The organism is Deltaproteobacteria bacterium (assembly GCA_016234845.1).
In the GTDB taxonomy this organism is placed as follows: Bacteria; Desulfobacterota; Deferrimicrobia; order Deferrimicrobiales; family Deferrimicrobiaceae; genus JACRNP01.
On record JACRNP010000050.1, the window covers coordinates 1 to 4,118 of the forward strand.

Here is a 4,118-nt window from a genome sequence, read left to right on the forward strand (position 1 = left end):
CGACGAAATACCAGATCCCGTCCGCGAGGAGCGCGCCGGCCACCCCGACCGCCACGATCAGTGGCGCGGACGAGTGCCGCGTGGAGGCGTACGCCCCCGCGAGCATCAGGACCGGGAACGCCGGGATCGGGAGCCCGGCGTTTTCCAGGAACGTGAAGAGGAATACCGCCGCGACGCCGTACCGGCCGACGAGGACCGCGAAGCTCTCCACGGCCTACCTTCCTTCCGCCTTCTCCCCCCGGAGCACGGAGCAGGTGGAGACGGCCCGGGCGACGAGCTTGCCGTCCTCCGTGGAGACGTCGCACTCCACCATCCCCACCGTCCGCCCGCGATGGACCACCATCGCGTTCGCGTACAGTTTCCCCTCGAAGACAGGGCGAAGATAGTTGACCTTGATCTCCAGGGTCGTGAACGTCTCCCCGTCGTCCAGCGTGGAGGCGAACGCCATCCCCATGGCGGAGTCCGCAAGCGTGCACAGGATCCCCCCGTGCACCGTCCCCATGGGGTTGTGGTGTTTTTCCCCCGACTCCATCTCGAAGCGGGCTTCCCCGTTTCCGAACGTGAGCATCCGGAAACCGACCAGCTCCGCCGCGGGCGGCTTCATGTCCCCGCTTTTCATCTTCCCGGTCAGCGCGCTGCCCATCCCGACATCCTCCCCGGATCGAACTCGGTGCTTCCTTGGGATGCGCCGGAGGGGATTCCGGATGCCGGACCTTCACCACCAGCGCCACAAGGCGATGATCAGCAGCACGGCGAGGACGAGGAACAGGTTGAGGAAGGTCATGAAGTAGAACGCCTTGAGGTGGGGCGGTTTCGATCCGGGCACGGCCGCATCGACCGTCGTTTTCACCGCGGGGAGCCGGAAGATCCGGTCCTCACCGTGGGGGGCGAGTTTCAATGCTTCCGTCAGGTCGAACCCCGCTTGGTGTTTCCCCATGTGGATCCCCTTCTGCCACAGCTTGCTGCCCGACGCGTCGTAGATCGTTCCTTTATAAGCGAAGTAGGCCGGCGCCCCGTCCTTACCCGTGAACGCCGCCAGCTCCTCCACGGTCATCTCCTGCTTTCGGGAGTCCACCTGAACCCGCCGTGCCGCAAGTCGCGGCCCGACGATGAAGGTCACGATGAACGCCGTGGCGGTCATCACCAGGTAGATGGCGATCTTGATCGTCAGCAGCACGCCGAACCGGGTGTGAAAGAGGTCCTCCCATGTCGGGATGCGGTAGGCCGTCAGGATCGCCCCCGTGACGGCCATCACGACGATGGATCCCCATCCCACCATCAGCTCCCCGCGGGGCAGCCCGTGGGAGGCGTAGGCGGGCTTCAGCAGGAGGTGCACGTAAAGGATGGTGCCGAACCACATCACCGCCGTGAGGAGGTGGAGGAAACCAGCCGCGAATCGAACACCGCGATGGAGGGGGGAGGCCGGCGAACCTTTTCCGGAGGCGGCCCGCGACGCGAGGAACTCCTTCCCGGCGGCGGTGAGCTCCCCGCCGCCCGGAGCGTCCACGTGGCATGCGGCGCACTCCCTGCCGGTCCGCCGCGCGAACTCTTCGGTGGACAGCCCCGGAGCCGGGAACAGGATCAGTCCAAGGAACAGTGCCGCCCCGGCGAAGGCCGCCGTCCGCCGGAACGGGCGGGCGGCGACTCTCCCGATCATTTCTTCGCCCGGTCCAGGAGGGAGAAGCCGAAGAGGGCCCAGAAGTAATCCCCCTCGTTCCCCCCGAACCGCTTGTTCCCTCCGGCCATGTTCTCGCCCGCCAGCTGCCCCTGCCGGATGGCGCTGCGCCAGCCGAAGTTGATTCGGCCCACCCCCTTCGGCTGGTTCGCGAACTCGGCGCAATCCCCGGCGGCGTACACGTTCGGGGCGCTCGTCCGCAGGAAATCGTCCACGAGGACCCCCGTCCCCACCATCACTCCGCTGCCGGAGAGGAATCCCACGGAAGGGACGCGCTCCGTGGCGACCACCACGAGGGAGCAGGGGATCTCCTCCCCGCCGCGCGTGAGGACCACGGTGGTCTCCGCGTCCTTTTCCCACGCGTGGACGATGTTCTCCCCTTCGAGGATCCGCGCGCCCCGGTTGCGGACGTCGTCCAGGATGCTCGCCTCCAGCTCGCCGGCGATCGGGTAGCCGTATTTCGGCAGGTCCGGCTTGACCCAGACGACTTCCTTCTTCGCCCCCCGCAGCGCCCGGCACGCCTCGATCGCCAGGTATCCGGGGCCGTAGACCACCGCGCCCCCCGGAAGGGCCGCCCGCTCCCGGATGGCGAGCGCATCCTTCCGGGAGTCGAAGACCCGGATCGCGGGGATACCCTTCATCAACGGCGTCGGGACGTCCGGCTTCCCCCCGGTGGAGACCAGCAGCACGTCGTACCCTTCCCGCGTCCCGTCGGAAAAATCGACCTGCCGGTTCCCCATGTCCAGCCGCACGGCCCGATGGCCGGTCAGCCACCGCACGCCCTTTTCCGCAAGGTCCCTGCCTTGCGGATCCAGGATCGAATCGTCCCCGGCGTCCCCCAGGATCAGGTCGGGAAGCAGCGGGCGAAGATACGGGGCATCCGTTTCATCCGTGGCGACGACGATCTCCGCGTCGGGCTTTTCCTTCCGGAGCGTTTTCGCCGCCGCGATCCCCGCGGGGCCGCCTCCCAGGATCAGGTACCGCATCGCGCACCTCCGTGCCCCGCCGGGTCTCCCCGGCGCGTCCTCCGGTTAATGCCCGTGGGCCGGGGACGCCGCCGGTTTCCCTTCCGCCGGATGGCCTTCCCCCGCGTGTCCGCCCTCCCCCGCTCCATGGACGATCGGGGTGGTGGCGCCGTTGTAGAGCCGCTCCACGAAGTGCAGGTACGGGACGTACGCCTGGACGTAGGCCCGCCCCGCTTCCACGTTGTGTCCGGCGTGCTCCTTCCTCCCCTTCGCCTCCGTGTAATACTTGTGGATGCCGGCGTGGACCTTCTCGTCGATGAGCTGGAGCAGCGGGCGGGGGTCGCCGCTCTCCAGAGCCTTGTCCGCCGCGGGGATCGCCGGGCCAAGGTCCAGTCCGGCGGCCTTGAGGCCCGTGTACGGGGCGCCCTCCCCCTCCCGGTGGACGCGCACCAGCGTTTCGAAGAAGAACCGGTCCGCAAGCTCCTTCTCCTTCGGACCCTTTCCCCGGACGGCCGACGCCAGGTCGAACGCCTCCCGGATCTCCTTCTCCTTTTCCACCGCCACCCACGGCAGGACGATCTTCGCGTCCCCTTTTTCCAGCGCCTCTCTCGCCTTCAGGACGACCGGTCCGTCCAGCGTATCGCAATGCGCGAGGACGTCCCCCGCCGTCACCACCGCCAGGATCATGACCAACGCCGCCGCGCCGCCGACTCCCGTCCACCGTCTCATGTCGTCCTCCTTTTCGGGTCGCCCCGAACCGCACGGATTGGGTTTCATGGCGGCATTGTCGCCGGGAAAACGAAACCACGCATTGACGTACATCAATATGATATCAGGAGGGCGCCTCCTTCCGGAGACCCGACAGGGGATGGAGAAGCACCGCCAGATCGTGGAGATGCCCGGACCGGTCGTTGACGAAATTCCGGTAGACCCCCGCCTTCACGAATCCCATCCGTTCGAGCGCCCGAACGGCGGCCTGCCGCTCCTCGATCACCTCCGCCAGGAGGTAATTCAACGCGGCCTTCTCCCCAAGGTGGCGGATCTCGCGGATCATCGCCGTCCCGAGGCCCAGGTGCCGATGATCGGTCGAGACCAGTATCCGGACGATTCCCACCCGCTGCTTCCAGCCGGTCCTGTTCCGGAAGAGAGTCGCCGTCCCCACGACGCGGTCTCCCCGGATCGCCAGGATCGGGAGCGCCTCGTCGTAGTCGAGCGATTTCGCCCACCGCTCCACCACCTCCCGGTCGTCCACATCCTCGTGGAAATGGGACTTGTCGATCTCGGGAAGGTTCCGCAGGAAATTCCAGAGGCCGTCGCCATCCCCGGAGATCATGGGGCGCAATACCGCGCGCGCATTGTCCCGCAGCGTGATCTCCTTGGGATACCGGTCCAGGGGAATCATGGGTCTCCTCCTTCCGAACGTGCCGCCGTCACCAGTCCTCCCGGAACGGGACTTCCCCCGCGTCGTACCACCCGGC

The 4,118-nt window shown here is 67.3% G+C and carries 6 protein-coding genes; all 6 read right to left on the reverse strand.

The window, feature by feature from the left end; translation table 11 throughout:
• Positions 1-211, reverse strand: a 211-nt coding sequence (locus HZB86_04315) for a sulfurtransferase (protein ID MBI5904762.1), incomplete at its 3' end; no start/stop codon positions are given.
• 3 nt (positions 212-214) lie between these two features.
• A complete protein-coding gene (locus tag HZB86_04320; protein ID MBI5904763.1) occupies positions 215-643 on the reverse strand; it encodes a PaaI family thioesterase in 429 nt (142 codons plus the stop codon).
• A gap of 72 nt (positions 644-715) precedes the next feature.
• Positions 716-1,657 (reverse strand): CopD family protein, encoded by a 942-nt coding sequence (locus HZB86_04325; protein MBI5904764.1) that lies wholly within the window; start codon positions 1,655-1,657, stop codon positions 716-718.
• Positions 1,654-2,661 (reverse strand): FAD-dependent oxidoreductase, encoded by a 1,008-nt coding sequence (locus tag HZB86_04330; protein MBI5904765.1) that lies wholly within the window; start codon positions 2,659-2,661, stop codon positions 1,654-1,656. The genes HZB86_04325 and HZB86_04330 overlap by 4 nt, the downstream gene beginning before the upstream one ends.
• Positions 2,662-2,706: 45 nt before the next feature.
• Complete coding sequence (locus tag HZB86_04335; GenBank protein ID MBI5904766.1) at positions 2,707-3,369, reverse strand: hypothetical protein; 663 nt, start codon at positions 3,367-3,369, stop codon at positions 2,707-2,709.
• 103 nt (positions 3,370-3,472) lie between these two features.
• Positions 3,473-4,042, reverse strand: a complete 570-nt coding sequence (locus HZB86_04340) for a GNAT family N-acetyltransferase (protein MBI5904767.1) — start codon at positions 4,040-4,042, stop codon at positions 3,473-3,475.
• Positions 4,043-4,118: the final 76 nt, after the last annotated feature.

Excerpts from the sequence above, each read along its gene's own strand:
- HZB86_04320 (MBI5904763.1), bottom strand. The coding sequence starts at position 643 with ATGGGCAGCGCGCTGACCGGGAAGATGAAAAGCGGGGACATGAAGCCG.
- HZB86_04325 (MBI5904764.1), bottom strand. The coding sequence starts at position 1,657 with ATGATCGGGAGAGTCGCCGCCCGCCCGTTCCGGCGGACGGCGGCCTTC.
- HZB86_04330 (MBI5904765.1), bottom strand. The coding sequence starts at position 2,661 with ATGCGGTACCTGATCCTGGGAGGCGGCCCCGCGGGGATCGCGGCGGCG.
- HZB86_04335 (MBI5904766.1), bottom strand. The coding sequence starts at position 3,369 with ATGAGACGGTGGACGGGAGTCGGCGGCGCGGCGGCGTTGGTCATGATC.
- HZB86_04340 (MBI5904767.1), bottom strand. The coding sequence starts at position 4,042 with ATGATTCCCCTGGACCGGTATCCCAAGGAGATCACGCTGCGGGACAAT.